This window comes from Trinickia mobilis (genome assembly GCF_017315705.1).
Classification (GTDB): Bacteria; Pseudomonadota; Gammaproteobacteria; order Burkholderiales; family Burkholderiaceae; genus Trinickia_A; species Trinickia_A mobilis.
Genome location: NZ_JAFLRF010000018.1, coordinates 72,899 through 92,880, shown reverse-complemented (window position 1 = coordinate 92,880; position 19,982 = coordinate 72,899). Strand labels below are relative to the sequence as shown.

The 19,982-nt window shown below is 62.5% G+C and carries 13 protein-coding genes; 10 read left to right on the top strand and 3 right to left on the bottom strand.

Annotated features, from left to right (window positions below; all coding sequences use genetic code 11):
- The first annotated feature begins 397 nt into the window (after positions 1–397).
- Together J3489_RS22835 and J3489_RS22830 are read left to right on the top strand one after the other, a co-directional pair.
- A complete protein-coding gene (locus J3489_RS22835; protein WP_207001895.1) occupies positions 398–4,150 on the top strand; it encodes a hypothetical protein in 3,753 nt (1,250 codons plus the stop codon).
- Positions 4,147–9,165, top strand: coding sequence for a PipA/GogA/GtgA family type III secretion system effector (locus tag J3489_RS22830; RefSeq protein ID WP_207001893.1), 5,019 nt, complete (start codon positions 4,147–4,149; stop codon positions 9,163–9,165). The genes J3489_RS22835 and J3489_RS22830 overlap by 4 nt, the downstream gene beginning before the upstream one ends.
- Positions 9,166–9,240: 75 nt before the next feature.
- Here the strand turns inward: J3489_RS22830 and norR are convergent, their stop codons facing one another.
- The gene (norR, locus tag J3489_RS22825) at positions 9,241–10,845 is read right to left on the bottom strand and encodes a nitric oxide reductase transcriptional regulator NorR (RefSeq protein WP_207001884.1); all 1,605 of its coding nucleotides are present in this window, start codon (positions 10,843–10,845) and stop codon (positions 9,241–9,243) included.
- A gap of 112 nt (positions 10,846–10,957) precedes the next feature.
- Between norR and hmpA the strand changes: the two genes are divergently transcribed.
- From hmpA to pdxR, 5 genes are all read left to right on the top strand, one after another.
- Positions 10,958–12,139, top strand: a complete 1,182-nt coding sequence (hmpA, locus tag J3489_RS22820) for an NO-inducible flavohemoprotein (RefSeq protein WP_207001882.1) — start codon at positions 10,958–10,960, stop codon at positions 12,137–12,139.
- Positions 12,140–12,257: 118 nt separating this feature from the next.
- Positions 12,258–12,695, top strand: a complete 438-nt coding sequence (locus tag J3489_RS22815; protein ID WP_207001880.1) for a carboxymuconolactone decarboxylase family protein — start codon at positions 12,258–12,260, stop codon at positions 12,693–12,695.
- Positions 12,696–12,798: 103 nt separating this feature from the next.
- Complete coding sequence (locus tag J3489_RS22810; RefSeq protein ID WP_207001878.1) at positions 12,799–13,452, top strand: TetR/AcrR family transcriptional regulator; 654 nt, start codon at positions 12,799–12,801, stop codon at positions 13,450–13,452.
- 154 nt (positions 13,453–13,606) lie between these two features.
- Positions 13,607–14,836 (top strand): YbfB/YjiJ family MFS transporter, encoded by a 1,230-nt coding sequence (locus J3489_RS22805; RefSeq protein WP_207001876.1) that lies wholly within the window; start codon positions 13,607–13,609, stop codon positions 14,834–14,836.
- Positions 14,837–14,893: 57 nt separating this feature from the next.
- Positions 14,894–16,354, top strand: coding sequence for a MocR-like pyridoxine biosynthesis transcription factor PdxR (gene pdxR / locus J3489_RS22800; protein WP_207001874.1), 1,461 nt, complete (start codon positions 14,894–14,896; stop codon positions 16,352–16,354).
- Between the two features lie 25 nt (positions 16,355–16,379).
- Here pdxR and J3489_RS22795 read toward each other — a convergent pair whose 3' ends face one another.
- Both J3489_RS22795 and J3489_RS22790 read right to left on the bottom strand, forming a co-directional pair.
- A complete protein-coding gene (locus J3489_RS22795) occupies positions 16,380–16,688 on the bottom strand; it encodes a type II toxin-antitoxin system RelE/ParE family toxin (RefSeq protein ID WP_207001872.1) in 309 nt (102 codons plus the stop codon).
- Positions 16,685–16,963, bottom strand: coding sequence for a YlcI/YnfO family protein (locus J3489_RS22790; protein ID WP_207001870.1), 279 nt, complete (start codon positions 16,961–16,963; stop codon positions 16,685–16,687). Before J3489_RS22790 ends, J3489_RS22795 begins: the two co-directional genes overlap by 4 nt.
- A 365-nt stretch (positions 16,964–17,328) precedes the next feature.
- Here J3489_RS22790 and J3489_RS22785 point away from each other — a divergent pair, with 365 nt between their 5' ends.
- Genes J3489_RS22785 through J3489_RS22775 form a run of 3 tightly spaced genes read left to right on the top strand, consistent with a single transcriptional unit; the run spans position 17,329 to position 19,978 of the window.
- Entirely contained in the window at positions 17,329–17,925 is a 597-nt protein-coding gene (locus tag J3489_RS22785) for an undecaprenyl-diphosphatase (protein WP_207001868.1), read from the top strand.
- A 53-nt stretch (positions 17,926–17,978) separates the two neighbouring features.
- On the top strand, positions 17,979–18,644 hold the full coding sequence (locus J3489_RS22780; protein ID WP_207001866.1) for a response regulator transcription factor: 666 nt from the start codon (positions 17,979–17,981) through the stop codon (positions 18,642–18,644).
- On the top strand, positions 18,620–19,978 hold the full coding sequence (locus tag J3489_RS22775; protein ID WP_207001864.1) for a sensor histidine kinase: 1,359 nt from the start codon (positions 18,620–18,622) through the stop codon (positions 19,976–19,978). Before J3489_RS22780 ends, J3489_RS22775 begins: the two co-directional genes overlap by 25 nt.
- The last annotated feature ends 4 nt before the right edge of the window (positions 19,979–19,982 follow it).

Below are 19,982 nucleotides of genomic sequence, written 5' to 3'. Positions count from 1 at the left end.
GGCGATTCGATTCGTCACCGGATTCCTCGTACGGATTGCCTGTCAGGAGCGATTCATTGTTTTAATCGCTTATTCGCTGCGCGAACCGCGCAGCTTACTGCACCCGCAAGCCTGCTGATTCGGGAGGCCCGCAAAGCCTGCGCGAATCATTTGACCAGTCCTCTACACGACAAGTCATTATGTGAGGCTAGAAGAACAACGCAAGATTTTTTTCGTTTTAGAAGATTGCTCTCAATCGGCACTTGTCGTCGCGTCGACATCGTTCCAGAGCGCCTGCCTGACTTGCGTTACCGCAGGAACCAGCATCGCTCTCATTTCCACCTATTGCTGTGGCGATTGCCAAGGCAAGACCACAGGTCGATCACCTCCGCTGTGATCGCATTAAAAGGAAAGCGAAATGAAAATCCCTTTGCTGCGACTCCTCCCCATCCTGGCATGGAATCGTCCCGGAACCGCTGCACCGCCGGACGACAACCACATGGTGGCTGGGCTGCCCGACGCGACGGCCTCGGCCAGCGAAGCCCGCTTGATCGCAACTCAATACATGGCCGACACGCCGGCAAGCGTGCCGATGCCCGATGATCCGCACTTCGCGCAGATGAATGCGGCTTACATGGAAAACGTGATCGCGAAGCTGGCGCTTGCCGAGAACGCTGATGAAACCACTGGAAACAATCAGCAAAAGCCGCTGCATCGAACCAAGCGCACCCAGCTGCGCTTTCTTGCGTTCGGCTGGAAAAACCCGGCCCAGTGCGATCCTCGGCTACGCCAGGAAGGACTCGTGCCCGAATGGGCGAAGAGCAGCAATCCACTGCGTTTTGTCGAAGCGCTCCTAACCAACCCGGGCAAGACCTACGCCGAGATGGACCTGTTCGCGCGCTGCGAGCCGATCTCGCGGAACGCAACCGAGCAACTTGCACGCATCCATACGGCAACTTCGACCGTATTGGGGTTCGTTCCGCTAGTCGGGCAAGTGCAACTGGTGGGCAACGTCGCTGGCCGTCTCGCAGACTTGATCGAAAACAAACCCGTCGATGCCGACAGCGAATTGCGCAACCTGATGTCGCAAGGCAGGCTGTTTGACGCCGACGGCACCCGTTACACAACGCGCGCGACACCTTCCGGACCAGAGGTATACAACAAGGCTCGCCCCGCCGACCCGGGCGTAGGGCTAAAAAAGACAAGCGATGGCGGCCTGGAACTTATCGTCCCCGAGCGATACGCGATCAAACCGGATGGGCAACCGGGTGCAGCCAACGAGCACGGCATTACCGTCTGGTTAAGCAAGCCCGTCATACATTATGAAAATCGCTACTACCCCGCCACCTACGACCCGGCCTTCAAAACCTGGAAGATTGAACCGCCCATCGAGGAGAAGGGAAGTTACCGCATTCCGGTGGAATACAACCGCGCCACTCAAAAATGGGCACCTCGTGCGTTCGATGAGACGCCACCGTCAGCCTCGATCGATTTCCCGACTCATGGGCCAACCAAAGACTTCGAAATCGAACACTTCGCCGTGCCTCATTCATCTAACGAGGCCTTTCAGCCCGAGTTGGAAGAGATATTGAATGTTGTACACCGCGGACACCATCCACGATCAAGCGCAATCGACGCTTCCTACCGTCAGCGCTACGCCGCCGCGTTAAAGCAACTTCCTAAAGCTCAATACGACGCGCTGCAATGGTTCGTCGAATCCGACCCGCTATTCAGCCGGGGACAGTCACCAGGGAAGCTGCCCGATCCGGATGCGGCACACAGACTGCTGCAGCGCTACCGAGACTTGCGCGAAGCGTTGCATGCGCTGCCTGCTAAGCCTATTGAGGAAAAGCCATTGATGATCGCGGGCGAACCAGCGTTAGTGGACCAGTTCGCCGCCGGCGACATCGTTACGGGAGGAGAGATACCGCTGGCAGCGACAAGCGACGGCCGCCAAATGAAGAATCGGTTCGCGGATCAGGTAAAGGCCGGTGCCCGAGAACCCAACGGCGCACGGCTTTTGTTCGCGCTGCACGGCAGTTCCGGCCGCCCGCTCCCGGGGAAACATGGCGGCGCGGCAGTTTTCCCGCCAGGCACGCGATTTCGCGTCGAATCGGTCACGCGCGCTACCCCCCGGCACGGTCAGTTCTTCCCCAACGGGGAGGGTCATTGGGTGGATCCACGCGCGCGCCTGAATCGTCCTCCGCTGGTTATCGTGCGCTTGCAAGAGATGTTGCCGTATGAGGGTTCAGCGCCCAATGTCGAAGCGAAGAACCTCCGCACCGCCAAGACCGAACCCGTGCTGCGGCCCGACATCGACTCGAACCGGCTCGATGCGATGCTGTTCGACATGTCCTCCAAACCCGACGCACATGGCATGTACACGCTGTCGCAGGGCGGCAAACTGGCGCAGGTCGATGGCCAGTGGCAGCCAGTACGTCACTCGCACGACCGGCAGCGCTGGGAGCTGTTCGATCAGCTCCGCCCCAAGGAACCGGGCATGCCGATTGTGCGTAAGAAGAACGGCGAGTGGCGCTCGGTCGTTTCGCCGAAACTGGCGGTCGAACCGGCAGGCCCCCTCTCAGCGCCACGAGAGGGCGTCCAGTATGGCGAAGACGGCCAGTCCTATCTCGCCCTGCACGGGCGCCACTATCCGGCGCACTACGACGCCATCTTCCGTACCTGGCGCATCACCGGTGACAATCCCATCGACAATCCGCGCAGTTTCCTTCTCGCTCAGGCGAACAAAGGCGGAACACCGGTGCGCTTCAATCACGCCACCGCTCAGTGGGAGATTCCGGCGATCGCCTACAAGCCGTTTAAGACACAGGCTTCTGGATGGGATCCGGGCGCAGCGATCCGAGGCGCTCAAGCAGGCGAAGACGAGCTGATCACTACAAGCCGCGCCAGAGCGCTCGATGCGCAAGAGCGGTCTCGCGAGGGGAGCATGCCCTTCGCGCAGTTGCCGCGCAACGAACTTGGCCTCGCCCAGCGACAGGATTGCGCTGTGCTATATCGCGTCGATTCCCGGCCTCCGGAGGTCGTCGTGTGGAACGGCTTCGGGTCGTCGGACCCATCCGAGGGCCACCTCATCCCGGAGATGGTGCTTCCCGCTAACGGCGCCTTGCCACTGATCGCCAGCGAAACGATTGGCGGAGCCTATCGACTTTTCCAGCGCCAAGCGGATGCACAACCAGAAAGCCCGCAGTACCTCTATGCCTTCAGTGCGGAGGGCCGCAACACTGCATCGGTACGTGAAAATTACGCGCACAAAACCACCCGAATTGCGCTTGAAGGCATGTTCCTGCCGGAGCACCGAGGAGAGGCCACCGAGCATTTACAAAATGCTATAGCGGCCGATGAAGCACACGTCGACCCGAATATTTCGGTCAGCAGTATCCGCCTGCTCGACGCGAGCAACGACGGTGCCACAAAGCACCGGCTTGCGCTGACGCTTCGAAGATCGGGAGGGGAGTCATATGGCGTTCCCCTGCACGAGGTCGTCGACGGCGATGTGCTGATCGATATAAGTATTGACAGAGCACGCAGCGTGCAAACGTCATCCCGCAACGCGGGCATATCCTACGATCTATTGCCTCGCAACGAACTCGACTTCAAATACCGACAGGATTTTGCTGTGCTCTATCGGGTCGATTCCCGGCCTCCGGAAGTCATCGCACAGCATGGCTTCGGGCCATCGGACCAGCCTGAGCGCCACGGCATCCCACCCATGTTGCTTACCGTTGACGGCCGTCCGCCGCTAGTGGCCAGCGAAACGCTCGACGGGGCCCGTGAGCTGTTCCAACCAGCCCACAACGCGCAACGCGAAAATTCGTGGTTTCTCTATGCATTCAGCGCGGAGGGCCGGAACGCAGTAGCGCTGTGCGAAAACTATCGGCATGAGGGCAACACACGAAACGTGTTCCCGTGGCTCGATATCAGGCGCATACGCACAATGCTCGACGATGCCATGAGGTCCCGGCAAACACACGTTGATCCAGATATCCCCAGCGGCAACATTCGTCTGCTTGAGACGAACGATCCGATATTGCGCTCGCGCCTTTCTCGGGTTCTCGCCAATCGAGATCCCCAAGCACCGGAATTCGGCGCTTCACTCTCTGAAGTGACCAGAACGCGAACCGGGCTTCGACCCGGAGGGGCTGGCCAATGATGATCTCCGGACACGCGTTGCTTGCAAGCCTCCTATTCTGGCAGCGCTCCGGTGACCTTCCGGCGGCCCGTCAGGCCGCCAACGAAGCAGCCGGAACGTTGCACGATGCGCGGGAGCCTGGAGCCTGGTCCGGCGTCGATGCCAGACACCATCCCGACACACCTGCCGAGACCATGCCGGACATACCGGCACTCAATCCGAGCTTCATCGCCGCGCTAAACGCCGGCGTGCCGTGGGAGCATTTGCCGGGCTCTCATGCTCTGGCTGGGCGCCAGAGCATGAGTGACGTGCGAAGCGATACGCCGCAACGCAACCGCCGCTATATCGCGAACGTCGTGCACGGGCAGAGCGCCGCCGCACGCTTGTCCTGCACGCCAGCCGAGCGCGAAGCAAACATGGCGCGCGGCGAAGGCAGGCGGCCTGAATGGACTGAAACCGAAACCTCTCTGCGCAGCGTCGAGTCGCTGTTGACGCGTCCATTCAAAGCCATCGTCGAGACGAATTTTTATACGCAGTGCGGACCGATTCAGCCGCACATACATGATGAAATCGACCGCGTCACCCAAACACTCGATGGATTAAGCGGCCTGCTTCATCCGTTCAGATGGACGCAGATAGTCGGACAAATCTCGGGGCGTGTCGCAGACATACTGGAAAATAAGCCGATCAACGGCGATGAGGAACTGAATGCGCTGTTGTCGTTCGGGCTCGGCCGCAGCGAGCTTCCTAAAGTCCAACGTAGCGCTAACGGGCTGATAGTCGATGACGTGAAGTACCTCGATCTGAGTGGTGAACGATACGCGATTCGCCACGAAGCCCCCGGATGGATGCAAGCCTATGACCCTTCCCGGCCTGCAGCCCTCGGGCTATGGCTCTCAGAACAGAAGAACCGGTCCTGGCGAAGCGTCATCACCAGCGAATATGCGAGCAAATTGACTGAAACGCCCAGTGATCCCAACGCCAGCGGTATCCGCACCCTCGGCGACGCATCCTTCATCACCTACAACAATCAGTATTACCCCGTGCAGTACGACCACGCATTCCATACCTGGCGCATCAAACCGCCGGCCGGGTCAGACCATGGCTACTGGATTCCGGTCGAATACGATGGTGAGGCAAAAGTATGGTCGGCGAGTCTGCTGGTCCCGGCGTCCGAAGCGTTCGAGCCATTTGTCTCAGGAAAGATGGCGAAGGTTGGCGCACTGCGGCATCTCGAGATCGAGTATTTCGCCGTGAACCGCGAAGTGACCGAACAATCGATGAACGAAGTGGTCGCGGTGCTGAGCGCGCTCCATTCGAATACGGCAGCAGGCATGTTCGCGTCCGCTGGCAAAAACCTGAAATTGCATGTGTCCGCCTTCAACGACCTATCAAACCTGCAGCAAAATGCGCTGCGGCGCTTTATTTTGTCCGAACCCCTGTTTACCGGCGCCACACCCGCGAGTAAAGACATTCCCCTGGCACCATTTCCTGTCCGATGGGAGCCAAAGCACACCGCCATCACAGAATTAAAGCAATACGGCGATTTACTCAGCGCGCTGCGCCGGCTTCCGGATGGGCTAATGGGAGGCAAGCCGCTAATCGCCGTTGGCGAATCCGGGCTGCTGGGCGCCTTCAAGCCAGGCGACATCGTCACGAATGGGGAGCTGCCGCTGCCCTCGACAGCCAACGGCAAACGCGTGATGCACGTGCTCACGGAACAGATCGCATCCGGGAAACGCGCCAAGCAGGATCGCCAACTGGTTTTCGTCGTTCACGGGCGCTCGGCACGCTTGGTTCGCGACCCGGAAACAGCTGGGGACCATTGGATTTTCTTGCCGAATACGCGATTTCGCGTTGAATCGATCACCTGGGCAAAGTCGCGCATGAGCATGCAATATGAACCACGCCGATGGGACGGACCCGCGCCGTGGGAGCGGGTCAGAGTTCCCGCCGACGATTCTGGCGTGGTTCTTGTGCGGTTGCGGGAGACGCTGGCATGCGACGGCCCGGCGCCGTTCATCGAGGCCAAAAACCTGCGCACAGGCGTCACCCAGCGTGTGCTGCGTCCTGATTTTGAGGAAGAGCGGCTCACGGCGGCGCTGGCCGGCGCGAACGGCATGCGCGAGTCGGCCCCGAGCAAGCCCGCGCCGGGTGAATCAGCGGGGGAACAAGTCAAAACCAATGCTGACGAGCCTGACCAGAGCGTCCCGCCCTCCCAGGATCGTACCGGCGAATCGCCTGGCACCGATATGACTGACAACACAAGCGCATCGAAGGCGACGCCAGGGCTGCTTGACGGCTACCAGATCCACCATCACGGTTTGCTGGACGAAGCGTCGCCTCAGAAGATGAAGCATCTGCTGTTAGGCGCCGAGTGGTACGGCGGCCCGAACGAAAATGCGCATGGATTCATCGACAATCACGCCTATTCAAAGGAATATCTTGCCGCATGGCGCCAGTTCGGCACGGAAGGAACACGTGCTGTCAAAAGATGGCGCGATGCCGATGCGGCTACGCGCCGCACGGTCGCACTCGCGCGCGTAGGCAGCGGCTCGCCCAGCGACGTCGCGCAAGCGCGCGCGCTGGTAAGCGCATTGCGCATGCTGCCGAGGCAACCCACGCGCCTACTGCATACGGTTGAAATTGCTCTTGATGCAAAGGGTCGATCGATATTCGAAACGAATATCGAGGCGGGCGATTGGGTCAGCCACTGGCCGGCATTCAGTCCGGCGGCGGCCAGTCTCGGCAACGCGCGTCTCGGAGGGAGCACACGGATGTCGCCGGATGCCGAATTCGCGACCGTGACGTTCGAAATCGAGGGCGTTTCGGCAAAAGCGCTGCCTCGCGACAAGGAAGCCATGCGTCCACTGGAGCATCAACAGTCCCTCTCCGCGAACTGGTTGACTAACGCCGAATGGCTTTTCGAGCCGTGCACGGTGTTCGAGGTGAAAGGCATTTCGTCCGCCGAACCGAAGCCGGGTACAGCCGCGACGAAAAGGATCGCAGTGGTCCTAAAGGAAGTGCCGTTCGTCGATGGCGAGCCGCGGCAGGCAAAAAGCCTTGCCAATGGCGACGACGTTGAGGTTCCGTCACCGCTCGACGAAACTGCGACGCCCGAGGGTGGGCCACAGACAAAGAACAATGGCTTCGCGCACGTCGATGGAGTCTGGCAACTGGTGCGCTACGCCAAGGAGCGGGCGCGCTGGGAATTGTTCGACGACCAACGGCCGCAAGAACCCGGTATGCCGATTGTCTGGGACCGCAGCAAGAGTGACGATAGCCGCCGTTCGGAATGGCGCTCGGTGGTTTCGTCCGAGAGCGCGGTCGCGCTCGACGCACCGCTTTCGAAGAAAACGCCGGATGGCACGCTAATGGGCAAGGACGGCCAGCGCTACATCGAACTGTATGGCCGCTATTACAAGGTACACGATAACGGCGGCATATGGCGTCTCAATAGCCGCGGGCAGCACGACAGGTCGAAGGACGCCACCCCGCTCGATCATCCCCGGGGCACGCCGGTACGCTACGACGCCCGCGAGGGCAGATGGGATGTCCGTTTGGCCCCCCAACAGCCATTACGGTTAAGAGGCGGCGGCGGGCCGGAGCCTGAGGTAATGGGGAACGCGCTAGCCGAGCGCTTGACGGTGCAAGCCACTGAACCGCTGCTGCGACAGGCTACCGATACGAAAGCGCGCCCCTTCTTGCCGTTGTTCGAACGGTATTTTGCCGTCGACGTACGCGGCGAGGGAACTGGGTTCGGGATTCGCGAATTCTTCGACGAGATCTACCGGAACAGCCCTACGTTCAGAAGACTCTTCAACCAAGCGGTGGATGTCGGCATGTCCACCAGCGGTGCACGCAATTGGGTGTTTGTCGTGGGAGAGAGCCAGCGCGCAGTGACGAACTTTGAAAACGGCATCATCAATGTGCCGACGGATAAGGTGCTTTTGAAAGAACGCTACCTTGATGCCGGATGCCAAGTAAAGTACTCGCAGCGCGAACAAGTCTATCTGCATGAAATGGTGCACGCACTGACGGGGGAAGCCGATCCGGTCAGTGGCAGCGCGCTACGCCACCGCGGCCCTATTGTTTATCTCACTGACAAGATCTTGAACGAAGCAGGCTACGACATGCCACAGCAGGTCGTATATAAACGTCCGTCGCTTGAAGCACCACCGGATCTGGCTCAACACGAGCAGCCGGACTACTTCTGGCCGGAGGTAGCCAACGCGATGGAGACTGAAAACCGCTATCTGGACAAAGTTATGAGCGAGACTGCACCTGTGGGCCCGCCGGCCAAGGTGTTCGGCGTGGATACCGCTAACCGCTTCACACTGACGGAGCTCAATGCAATCCATCATAAAGTGAGAACCGAACCACGTTCGTTCCGTGAAAGCTTCGACGATCGGTTCACTATACGGTTCGATCATGTGATTGATAGGGGTGAGGAACCCTTCGGGCATGTGCTCGGGCCGCAACCGCGCCTCGACCTTTTCTTTGCTGATATCTACAGCAAGAGCAAGCTGTTCCGCAGGCTGTTCGACGTGCGGAGCGAAGCGTATGTGGCATCGTCCGAATCCGGCGCGCGCAATTGGCGATTTGCCTTCAACGACCAATTGGCGGGCGGCAACCCGTCAAGCGCATTCACGAACGGGGTCGATTTGGCATCCAGGACGGTTTGGCTCTCCGCGTCCCCGGCTTTCTATCTGAGCAATCAAGGGATCGTCCGCCTCGAATTGCCGCGCGAACTCATGGAGGCGATGGTCCAGATTCTGATACCGCGCGACAGGCCGGTGTGGGAGGCTGTCTATCGGAATCGCGGTGCTGCGGGCTTTCTGGCCGACAGCATGCTGCGGGACGCAGGGTTCACCTATCCGAAGCGCATCGCTTTTGCGACCGCAGCCGGGTCGGATAGTGTGGCGCAAGCGCGATTGGCCTCGTATGAAACCGTGGCCAGACGTGCGGCCGAAGCGGAGGATCGCTACTTCGACCAACAATATGGGAATAAGGGGCAAAAGTTTATGCGCAAATGAGGGCCAAGATTTTTTGCAGCCGCAACGATCTCGTCGGAAGCAACACCCTTAAGCCATCGCAATGGCGGCCCGGCTTCATTTCAATCCCAGCCGCTTCGCCAGCCGATTCAGATTGGCCGGGTCGAGGCCGAGTTCGCGCGCGGTCGATGCCCAGTTGTGCCTGTGGCGCGCAAGCGTAGCGAGAATCGTCTTTCGTTCGAAGTCCGCGACCGCAGCGCGGAAATCCTTTTCCACGCGCTCAGGCTCGCCGGCATCCGGCGCCTTGCCGTGCGCATCGGCTGCGGCGGGCTCGCCGGACAAGCCCAGGTCGGCCGCGGTCAACGTCAGGATGCGCGGGCGTTCGCGGTTGACCGCCAATGCCTTGAGCGCGCTGCGTCCGATCAGATGCTGCAGTTCGCGCACATTGCCGGGCCATGGATAGCGCAGCAGCGCTGCCTGCGCATCGGCTGAGAGACGCAAGCTGAGCAGGCCGAGCCGGCTGCGGTTCTCTTCGAGGAAAAAACCGGCGAGCAGCAGGATGTCGCGGCCGCGCTCGCGCAACGGCGGCACCCGCAGCGGATAGACGCTCAAGCGATGGTAGAAATCCGTGCGAAAGCGCCCCGCCCCGACCTCCTCGGCAAGATCGCGATTCGTCGCGGCGATCACGCGCACATCGACTTTGTGCTCGCTATCCGAGCCGAGCCTTTGCAGTTGGCCGTTCTGCATCACTCGCAAGAGTTTTGCCTGGACCGTGAGCGACAGCTCGCCGACTTCGTCGAGAAAGATCGTGCCGCCATGCGCGAGCTCGAATTTGCCGCGGCGATCCGACGACGCGCCGGAGAACGCGCCGCGCACATGCCCGAACAGTTCGCTTTCGACCAGCGCGTCGGGCAGCGCCGCGCAGTTCAAGCTGATCAGCGGCCTGCCGGCCCGCGCCGACAACGCATGAATCGAGTTGGCGACCAGTTCCTTGCCGACGCCGGTCTCGCCGGTCACGAGCACCGTCAGCTCGCTGGCCGCCACGATTTCGATCTCTTCGAGCAGACGCTTGTAGGCATCGCTGCTGCCGATGAATTCGCGGCGGTGCTGCCCGCTCGCTTGCCGAAACGCTTCTTCCGCGCGGCTGCGCTCCTCCTCGCCGGTGCGTTCGAGCGTTTCGATGCGCTCGACGACGCTCACCGTCGCCGCCGCAAGACTCAAGAAGGCCTGCAGCGCCGGCATGTCGAGCGCGTCGAATTGGGCCGGATCGAGCGCATCGAGCGTCAGGAGGCCCCACGGCCGCCCGCCGATGAACAACGGACAGCCTACGCAGTCGTGCACTTCCAGTTTTCCGGCGACACCCTGCACGAGGCCGTCGTATGGGTCCGGCAAATCGGAATCGGCCGCAAAGCGCGTCGGCTCCGCGCGCGACAGCAGTTGCGCAAAGCGCGGATGGTCGCCGACGCGAAAGCGCCTGCCGAGCGTATCGCTCGATAGCCCGTCGATGGCGAGCGGCACGAGCGTGTCGCCATCGAGCCGCAGCAGCGCGGCGGCATCGCCCGGAAACAACGTGCGCAAGCTCTGCAGCAGACGCCGATAGCGCTCCGTGTCGGGCAGATCGTGCGAGAGATCCTGCATGAGCGGCGCGAGCGCATCGAGCAGTGCGCGCGCAGTCAATTTGACTTCGCTCGTTGTCGCTTTGACTATCGTCGGATCGACCATACAAATAGCTAACACATTGATTCAACGAAGTTTTTATTCTGGCACAGATCGTGGTTATAGACAGCGCTGGCTAGTTTCAAGCCATCTGCCAACTACTGCGAGGAAACGACAAATGCTTTCTGCCGAACACCGTGCCATCGTCAAAGCCACCGTGCCGCTGCTCGAGAGCGGCGGCGAAGCGCTCACCCAGCACTTCTACGAGACGATGCTTCGCGAGCATCCCGAGGTGCGCCCGCTCTTCAACCAGGCTCACCAGGCAAGCGGCGCGCAGCCGCGTGCCCTCGCCAACGGCGTGCTCATGTACGCGCGCCATATCGACCAGCTCGAACAGCTCGGCGGCCTCGTTGCGCAGATCGTCAACAAGCACGTCGCGCTGAACATCCTGCCCGAGCATTATCCGATCGTTGGCAAGTGCCTGTTGAGGGCGATTCGCGAAGTGCTCGGCGCCGAGATCGCCACCGATGCCGTAATCGACGCATGGGCCGCCGCCTACGGTCAGCTCGCCGGCATCCTGACCGGCCTCGAAGAAAAGACCTACGCGGAAAAGGCACGCGCGCCGGGCGGCTGGCGCGGCACGCGCACGTTCCGCGTCGCGCGCAAGGTCAAGGAAAGCGACGAGATCACGTCGTTCTACCTGCGCCCCGACGACGGCTGCGAACTGCTCGAGTTTCAGCCCGGACAATACATCGGCTTGCGGCTCGTGATCGACGGCGAGGAAGTGCGCCGCAACTATTCGCTTTCCGCGGCGGCCAACGGCCGCGAATACCGGATCAGTGTGAAGCGCGAGCCCGACGGCAAGGTATCGAATTACCTGCACGCGCAAGTGAGCGTCGACGATTCGATCGAGCTCTTTGCGCCGTCCGGCGACTTCAAGCTGGAAGAAAGCGACAAGCCGCTCGTGTTGATCAGCGGCGGCGTGGGCATCACGCCGACCCTTGCGATGCTGCAGGCGGCGCTCGGCACCGACCGTCCCGTGCATTTCATTCACGCGGCGCGGCATGGCGGCGTCCACGCGTTCCGCGATGCGATCGACACGCTCGCCGAGCGCCATCCGCAACTGAAGCGTTTCTATTGCTACGAGGAGCGCCGGGACGGCGACCAGGAGGCGCATGCGATCGGCTATCTCAACGAGGCGCTGCTCAAGCGCTGGTTGCCGCAAACGCGCGATGTCGACGTGTACTTCCTTGGTCCTATTGCGTTCATGAAGGCGATCAAACGCCATTTGAAGGCGATCGGCGTGCCCGAATCGCAAAGCCGCTACGAGTTCTTCGGCCCGGCGGCCGCGATCGAATGAGGCAACTGGTTACCTGAAAATACCAAAAATCGGTCATTTTCCAATGCCGGCATGGGCGTCTAATCTTGAGGGTGTCGGATGTTTCAATCCGCACACCTTTTTCAGGAGCCCATTCATCATGCAACCCCGTCTCGACTTCTACAAAGCCAACCCGCGCGCCGTCAAAGCCCTGCTCGCACTCGAAGAGCAAATCGGCAAATCTTCGCTCGAAAAATCGCTCGCCGAACTGGTGCGGCTGCGCGCTTCGCAGATCAACGGCTGCGCGTTCTGCGTCGACATGCACACCACCGATGCGCGCAAGGGCGGCGAAACCGACCGGCGCCTCGCGACCGTCGTGGCCTGGCGCGAAACGCCGTTCTTCACGGACCGCGAGCGCGCCGCGCTGGAATGGACCGAGGCCGTCACGCTGGTGTCGCACGAGCACGTGCCCGACTCGGTTTGGGAAGCCGTCAAGCCGCACTTCAGCGACGAGGAGATCGTCGATTTGACACTGCTCGTTTCGGCGATCAACAGTTGGAACCGCATTGCCATCGCGTTCCGCAAGATGCCTGCGTAGCACGTGAAGCTGCCGCGCTTGCATTCTGTATCGGTCGATATATAATCGTTTTTTATCGACCGCAACAAAATGGTCGCGGGCAACCCGATTCACGGAGCAACACATGGCGCGACCGCGCGAATTCGACGAAGACGCCGTGTTGGAAGCCGTCTGCGACGCCTTCTGGGCCAAAGGCTACGAAGGCACTTCCACGCGAGACCTCGTCCAGGTCACCGGCCTCGCTCAGCCGAGTCTTTACAACGCGTTCGGCGACAAGCGCGCGCTGTTCCGACGTTCCCTTGAGTACTATCTCGATCAGACGGTGCGCAAACGTTTCGCGAGGCTCGAAGCGTCTGTCGCGCCGGGCCTCGCGATCACGACGTTCTTCCACGAGATCGTCGAACGCTCGGTCATCGATCCCGAGAGGCGCGGCTGCATGCTGATCAACTCCGCACTGGAATCGACGCGCGACGACGACGAATTCCGTCAATCCGTCGTGAGCGAGATCGGGGAGATCGGCGAGTTCTTTCACCGTTGTCTGCTCGCTGCGCGACAACGCGGCGAGATTCCGCGGGCCGTGTCCGCAGGCGACGCCGCCAAGCATTTGTTGGCGATCATGCTTGGCGTGCGCGTGCTCGCTCGCGTCAATCCCGAGCGCGCGCTGTTGCGCGGCGCGGTAAGTCCGGCGCTCGCGCTCTTCGGGCTGCCCGCGCTGCCGGCTGCAGCACGCGCCTCCTCTGCCTCGGGCGCCGCCAAAGCGGCGCGCAAGCGGCTATGACTTTTCCGGATCGCGATGGCCCGGCTGGTGTGTCCGTCTGCGATATCCGGTTAGCTGTCGTCACGCTGCCATCGAAGACCCCCATCCGGGCGGTCGCAACGAATCAACACTTCGGCCTGCACGCGAAACGCGAGGCCTGCATCAGGAGCGAGTCGTGACTGCAAGTCAATCCACGGTACCCGGGCGAGAGTCCTCATCCCTCGACGCCCGCGCGCTGTTCGCCACGTTCGCCGGTTTGTGCGGCAGCCTCGTCGCCATCGGCCTTGCCCGATTCGCCTATACGCCGCTCATTCCGTCGCTGATCCAGGCGCATTGGTTCAGCTCGTCGGCGGCGGTCACGCTCGGCGCGGCGAACTTCGCGGGTTACCTGATCGGCGCGCTGGCGGGGCGTCCGCTTGCGGCGAAGCTCTCGAATCGCACCTCACTGCGCTTCCTGATGGTGGTCGTCACCGCCGCGTTCTTCGCTTGCGCGTATCCGCTCTCGGTGACGTGGTTCTTCGTCTGGCGCCTGCTGTCGGGCATTTCCGGCGGCGCGATCATGGTGCTGGTGGCAACCTCGATCCTCCCGCACATACCTGCGCCGCGCCGCGGCTTCGTGGGCGGCATGATCTTTCTGGGTCTCGGGCTCGGCATCGCCGCATCGGGCACGCTCGTGCCGAAGCTGCTTCATTACGGCCTGCGCGACACGTGGCTGGGCCTCGGCGTGCTCGCGCTCGTGCTGACGGCGGCGAGCTGGTTCGGCTGGCCCGCATCGAATCCGCCCGCGCCGGTGCCGCACGCCGCCGCGACGCACATCGCCCACCGCAACGGCGGCCTCGTCATGCGCGTGCTTTACGGCCAGTACGCCGCGAACGCGCTCGGCCTCGTCCCGGTCATGGTTCTGCTCGTCGACTACGTCGCACGCGGCCTCGGCCGTGGGCCAGGCGTCGGCGCAAGCTACTGGGTGCTGTATGGCCTTGCCGCCATCGCCGGTCCGGTGATTTGCGGGAACGCCGGCGATCGGATCGGGTTCGCCAATGCGTATCGCGCGGGGCTCGCGCTGCAAGCGGTGGCGGTCGCGATCCTCGCTTTCTCGGGCAATCCGGTGCTGCTCGGCGTCGCGACCGTGATCCTCGGCATTTTCACGCCCGCCATCGTGCCGCTCGTGCTCGGACGCATCCACGAACTCGTGCCCCACGACCATCACGAACAGCGTGCGGCGTGGAGCCGCGCGACCACCGCTTTCGCGCTGTTTCAGGCGCTCGGCGGCTACGGCTATTCGTATTTGTTCTCGCACTTTCACAACGACTACCGGCTCGTGTTCCTGTGCGGTGCGATCGCGCTCGCGCTGGCATTCGTCGCGGATTTTGCCGTGCGGGTGAAGCGCCCCCCTCAGGCTGCTTGATCGAACCGCCGATATGCCAGAGGACGGCCCCTCCTGCGAGTTCACGTCATCGCTGCCATGGACATGCCGATCCGCCTTCACGGACGTCAGGACCTGACGGGCCAGATCTACCGGCAATTGCGGGCCGGCATCGTCGACGGACGGCTGGCCGGCGGGCAACGCCTGCCGTCGACGCGCGAGCTTGCCAAGCAGCTCGGCGTATCGCGCAAGACCACGCTGGAAGTCTTCGAGCGCTTGATCGCCGAGGGCTATCTGCGCACTCACGCCGGCGACGGCACGTTCGTGGCCGATGGCCTCACGCGCGTACCGCAAAACGCGCAGGAGGCGGCGGCTCGCGCGCCCATCGCCGATGCGGACGACCTGCTGCTCGACGTCCAGCCGGTGTGGTCGGACGTGCCGGAATCGCTGTCGATGCCGGTGCCCCGGCCGGCGCTGCGGTTCGATTTTCTCGGTGGCGTCACCGACAAAACCCAATTCCCATTCGACGCCTGGCGCCGCGCTTTCAATCACGCACTGCGGATTCAAGCAACGAGCCGCGGCAACTATCGCGACCCGGCGGGCGAGCAGGAATTGCGCCTCGCCATCGCACGCTATGTCGCGTTCAGCCGCGCCGTCGCGTGCAACTGGCAGGACGTGATCGTCACGCAAGGCGCGCAGCAGGCGCTCGATCTGCTGGCGCGCGTGTGCATCAAACCGGGCGACGTCGCCGCCGTCGAAGATCCGGGGTACCCGCCCGCGCGAGCCGCATTTGCCGCGCTCGGTGCGAAAGTCGCGGGCGTGCGCGTCGATGCGCAAGGCCTCGTCGTGGCAGACCTGCCGAAAGATGCGCGGCTTGTCTACGTCACCCCGGCGCATCAATTTCCGCTCGGCATGCCGATGGCTCTCGAGCGGCGCGTCGAACTGCTCGAATGGGCGCAGCGGCGCCGCGCGGTGATCATCGAAGACGACTACGACAGCGAGTTCCGCTTCGAAGGCCGGCCGATGGAGTCGCTGAAGAGTCTCGATCGCACGGGTCTCGTCGCGTATGTCGGGACCTTCTCGAAGACGATCTTTCCCGAACTGCGGGTCGGCTACGCGATACCGCCCCGCTCGCTGAATCCGGCGCTGCAAAAGGCCAAGCAGATCGGCGACTGGCACACGGCGACGCTCACGCAGACCGCGCTTGCGCGCTTCATGCTCGACGGCGATTTCGCCCGGCATCTGCGGCGCATCCGCAAGCAATACGAGGCGCGGCGCAGCGTCCTCGTCGCGCATCTGAGCGGCGAGCTTGCGCGTTGGCTCGAACCGTTGGTCCCGGCCGCCGGGATACACATGTCGGCCCTGCTGAAAGACGGAATCGAAGAAGGCCCGCTGATCGCGGCCGCGGCCGAGGCGTCGATCGGTCTTTATGGAATCTCGGCGTTCTACGCAAGCCAGCCGGCAAAGCAAGGGCTTCTATTCGGCTATGGCGGGATGAGTGCGGAGGAAATCGATGCCGCACTCAAGAGGCTGGCTAAGGTCATGCGGGGGAATGGGTGAGCCAACGCTCGCCGCTGACGAGGTGTCAGTAATAGTCGTCTTCCAGCTGATGCCGCACAGCCAGCACGGTCACCGTGTCGCTATCGTCGATCTCAAACAGAGCCACGTACCCCGTTCGACCAAAGGGAATGATTAGCTCGCGCAATAGCGGCATGTCCTCGCGGGCCTTCCGGCAAGTAAACGGCGACGTACGGAGCGTGGCAATGCCATCGCGAATCGCCGCAAGTGCGCGCTCTGCAAGCAACATGTCGCGCTCGTCGCGCTCAAGAACGAAATCGTAGAGGCGCTCAAGATCTTCGGCGGCGTCCCTCGTAAAGCGAACCCGATACGTCATCGGCGAGCCTTGCCTCGCGCTTGCTCCGCTTTCAGCCGTTTTTCGAGGCGGGTCACTACGTCTTCGGCGGAAATATAGTCGTTGCTTTTCCGCGCTTGATTACGTGACACCAGCCCTCGCGCGATGAATTCACTACGCTGCGTGCGCCGAGCAATACTCTCGCGTATCGATTGCTCGACAAAGCCGGACAGGCTTTCGCCTTCCAGCAAGACATTCTCGGCTGCCTCTCGTAGTTCCGGCTCGACTCGCACTGCCGGAAAAGTGGCGGTTTTCATGCTTCACCTCGCGCATCGCAATTGCGATGCATTATCGCACTGCATCGATTCCAGCACAAGGAAACCCGATTTCGCCGACGCCAAACGAAAGAACCCTGCCATTCCTCGTGGGATCGAACGTCGATTTCGTACTGGCTCGTACCGGCCAATGGCCGACGCAGCGGCACTTAGCGGCACTATTCGCGCCGTCTGCGTGTCATAGCCGACCCGATCGTCTTGACGTTCCCGCACGGCGATCGTTCCGCCCGCTCAGTCACCGCTAAGTTTGCGGCGGTAATCTCCCCAACTCGCCACTTCCCGCGCTCTATTGGAGAAGCACGATGCATCGCCGCGGCAAGCTTTCGCAACCGCACGGCTAATCGCTTATGGAAGACCTGAATCAATCGCTGTTTCTGTTGCTCAACGCTCCCGCGGATCCCAACGCCTTCGTGCTTGCCTTCGGCATTTTCTTCGCCGAATACGCTATCTGGGCGGTTCCCGCCATCGTGGCCGTCGGATGGCTGCGAGGCAGCAAAGAGACCCGGAAAATGATGCTGGAAGCCGCCGCATCCGCTGCGGCGGCGTTGTTCGTCAACCAGATCATCGCCTTGTTATGGCAACATCCTCGTCCGTTCGCGATGGGCTTGGGCCACAATTTCGTCGCACATGCACCGGATTCCTCGTTTCCGAGCGACCACCTGACGTTGCTTTGGTCGGTCGCCTTCAGCCTTGCGACGCACCGCGGCCGGCGCGCGACAGGTCTTGCGCTGGCGCTGCTGGGACTGCCGGTTGCGTGGGCGCGCATCTACGTCGGCGTGCATTTCCCGCTCGATATGGCGGGTGCCGTGCTCGTATCGGCCGTCGGCGCGTGGCTCGTGTCTTGCGCGCAGCGCCGGTGGATGCCGCACGCCTACTGGTTTGCCATCCGCGCCCACCGGCTGCTGTTTGGCAGGCTCATCGCGCTGGGCTGGGTGCGCCGCTGATGCGCCTATATCCAGCCTAAAATCGAACATCGTCACAACCGGAGGAAGGCGCAATGCGGGTATTGCTGGTCGAAGACGACCCGATGATCGGCGAGGCGATTCATTCGGCGCTGAAGGACGCCTCGTACGCGGCGGACTGGGTGAAAAACGGGCAAACCGCGCTCACCACGCTTGGCGTCCAGCACTACGACCTGATCCTGCTCGACCTGGGTCTCCCGGGCAAGGACGGCCAGCAAGTGCTGGAATCGATTCGCGCGAACGACAATCCGGTTCCGTTGCTCATCATCACCGCGCGTGACGGGCTCGACGACCGGCTGCGAGGCCTCGACGGCGGCGCCGACGACTACGTCCTCAAGCCCTTCGAAATGGCCGAGCTGCTCGCGCGCATGCGCGCGGTGCTCCGCCGCAAAGGCGGCAGCGCGACACCGGTGCTCTCGAACGGCACGGTATCGCTCGATCCGGCGACGCGGCAAGCCGTCGTCGAGGGCGGCGACGCCGTGCAGCTCTCGAACCGCGAGTTCGCCTTGCTGCAAGCCCTGCTCGTGCGCCCCGGCGCGATTCTGTCGCGGCGCGACCTCGAGGACCGCATCTACGGCTGGGGAGAGGAAGTCGAGAGCAACGCGGTCGAGTTTCTGATCCATACGCTGCGCCGCAAGCTCGGCAGCGACATCATCAAGAACGTTCGGGGGGTCGGATGGATGGTTTCAAAAGGCGGCTGAGCGAGTCGGTCCAGCTCAGGCTGTCGTTCGGGCTTTCGCTCGCGATTCTGCTTGTCGCGATCGTGGCGGGCATCATTTCGTTCGCGACGGCGTTCGACGAAGCCCACGAGCTGCAAGACGACGTGTTGCGGCAAGTCGCGGCCCTGTTCGATCGGCAGCACATGCCGCTCCCGCATCTGGGGGACCGCGGGCGCGCGGAACACAGCGATGAAGAATCGCGCGTCGTCGTCCAATACCTGATCGAAAACAGCGCGGCTCAGCGCGGCGGCAATGCCTCGGACGCCTTGCCGATCCCGCTCGGCGTGCCCGACGGCATGCATACGCTCAAGATCCGCGGCGAGCCGTTCCGCGTGCTCGTCAAGACGATGGCGACAGGCGAACGCGTCGCGTTCGCGCAGGAGACCGGCTTTCGCGACGAAATCGCGCGCGACGGCGCGCTGCGCACCGTCATGCCGTTTCTGATTCTGGTGCCCGTCCTGCTGCTGGTCACAGCCAATCTCGTGCGCAAGATGTTCCGGCCGATCGCGTCGTTGGCCGCCGACATCGACCGGCGCGGCGAGCGCGAACTTCACCCGGTGAACGAAGGACACCTGCCGTCGGAAGTGCGGCCGTTCGTCGTGGCCATCAATCGATTGCTCGGACGCATCGACCAAGCGATGGAGGCGCAGCGCCGTTTCGTTGCCGACGCGGCGCATGAGCTTCGTTCTCCGTTGACGGCGCTGTCGCTGCAAGCCGAACGGCTCGCCGAGGCGCCGATGTCGGCGCAAGCGCGCGAACGCTTGACCGTATTGCGCAAAGGCATCGAGCGCGGACGCAGTCTGCTCGACCAATTGCTGACGCTCGCGCGCGCGCAGTCCACGCCGGAATCGCCGGGCGCGCCCGTTTCGGTGCTGCGCGTCTACCGGCGCGTGCTCGAAGATCTCATGCCGCTCGCCGAGGCCAAGCGCATCGATATCGGCGTGGAGGGCGAGAACGATGCCCGCGTTCTCGTCAACGAAGTGGACCTGATCGCGGTCGTCAGGAATCTCGTCGATAACGCCATACGCTATACGCCTGAGCGCGGGCGCATCGACCTTTCGGTGACGGCGCGCGATCGCCGCGCCGTTCTGGAGATCAAGGATTCGGGACCGGGCATTCCGGCGGCGGAGCGCGAGCGCGTCTTCGATCCGTTCTATCGCGTGCTCGGCAGCGGCGAAGTGGGCTCGGGCCTGGGTCTCTCGATCGTCAAGACCATCGCGGACCGCCTCGGCGCAGACGTTCGCCTCGCCTATGCGGACGAGCCGGCGCAAGCGGGGCTGTCCGTCACCGTGCTCATTCCCACCGCGGATTCGTGAGGCG

Coding starts and splice junctions, on each gene's coding strand:
- J3489_RS22835 (WP_207001895.1), top strand. CDS start 398: ATGAAAATCCCTTTGCTGCGACTCCTCCCCATCCTGGCATGGAATCGT.
- J3489_RS22830 (WP_207001893.1), top strand. CDS start 4,147: ATGATGATCTCCGGACACGCGTTGCTTGCAAGCCTCCTATTCTGGCAG.
- norR (WP_207001884.1), bottom strand. CDS start 10,845: ATGGTCGATCCGACGATAGTCAAAGCGACAACGAGCGAAGTCAAATTG.
- hmpA (WP_207001882.1), top strand. CDS start 10,958: ATGCTTTCTGCCGAACACCGTGCCATCGTCAAAGCCACCGTGCCGCTG.
- J3489_RS22815 (WP_207001880.1), top strand. CDS start 12,258: ATGCAACCCCGTCTCGACTTCTACAAAGCCAACCCGCGCGCCGTCAAA.
- J3489_RS22810 (WP_207001878.1), top strand. CDS start 12,799: ATGGCGCGACCGCGCGAATTCGACGAAGACGCCGTGTTGGAAGCCGTC.
- pdxR (WP_207001874.1), top strand. CDS start 14,894: ATGGACATGCCGATCCGCCTTCACGGACGTCAGGACCTGACGGGCCAG.
- J3489_RS22795 (WP_207001872.1), bottom strand. CDS start 16,688: ATGACGTATCGGGTTCGCTTTACGAGGGACGCCGCCGAAGATCTTGAG.
- J3489_RS22790 (WP_207001870.1), bottom strand. CDS start 16,963: ATGAAAACCGCCACTTTTCCGGCAGTGCGAGTCGAGCCGGAACTACGA.
- J3489_RS22785 (WP_207001868.1), top strand. CDS start 17,329: ATGGAAGACCTGAATCAATCGCTGTTTCTGTTGCTCAACGCTCCCGCG.
- J3489_RS22780 (WP_207001866.1), top strand. CDS start 17,979: ATGCGGGTATTGCTGGTCGAAGACGACCCGATGATCGGCGAGGCGATT.
- J3489_RS22775 (WP_207001864.1), top strand. CDS start 18,620: ATGGATGGTTTCAAAAGGCGGCTGAGCGAGTCGGTCCAGCTCAGGCTG.